Source organism: Geminicoccus flavidas (genome assembly GCF_009806515.1).
In the GTDB taxonomy this organism is placed as follows: Bacteria; Pseudomonadota; Alphaproteobacteria; order Geminicoccales; family Geminicoccaceae; genus Geminicoccus; species Geminicoccus flavidus.
Genome location: NZ_WUJP01001143.1, coordinates 1 through 539 on the forward strand (window position 1 = coordinate 1; position 539 = coordinate 539).

At 67.7% G+C, this 539-nt stretch carries 1 protein-coding gene; it reads left to right on the plus strand.

Annotated features, from left to right (window positions below; translation table 11 throughout):
• Window positions 1-539: hypothetical protein (locus tag EQG76_RS31490; protein WP_159719136.1), on the plus strand; the 539-nt coding region annotated here is incomplete at both ends.

The following is a 539-nucleotide window of genomic DNA, read 5'->3' on the forward strand; positions in this document are numbered from 1 at the left end:
CTGCGCCAGGTCCTCACGCCGCCCGCCGATTTCGCCGGAGAGGTCGTCGACGAGATCTACGTCCATGCCTGGCGCTGGACGAGCCTGATCGGCTTCAACCTGAATCGGCGCCTGGGGGTGCGGATCATGCGTGTGACCGGCGTGTCCGGCCGCAACCTGACCCTGGGCCTCCGGCAGGTCTGGCCGCCGCCGACCGCCTCGGGCGGCGACGTGTTCCGCGTCGCTGGGGCCGGGCCGTTCCAGGCCTTCCCGGAGAACAGCTTCGCGGCGTTCGGCCGTGACGTCGTGGCGGGCAAGACGCTGACGATCACTCCCTCCAACCTCAGCTCGCGGACCTCGCCCACGCTCGCCGAGTTCGAGCGGGCTGTGCCGATCATGCCGTATGGCCGGCTGACGATTGATCCGCCAATCGAGATGGCGGCGCATTACCGCTACATCGTCGAGATCATGGCGGAGGACGGCGCCTGCTACGCCATGCAGCTGCAGAAGAACCCGCACCGCTACTTCAACCTCTACCGGAAGAGATCGGACGGCACCTA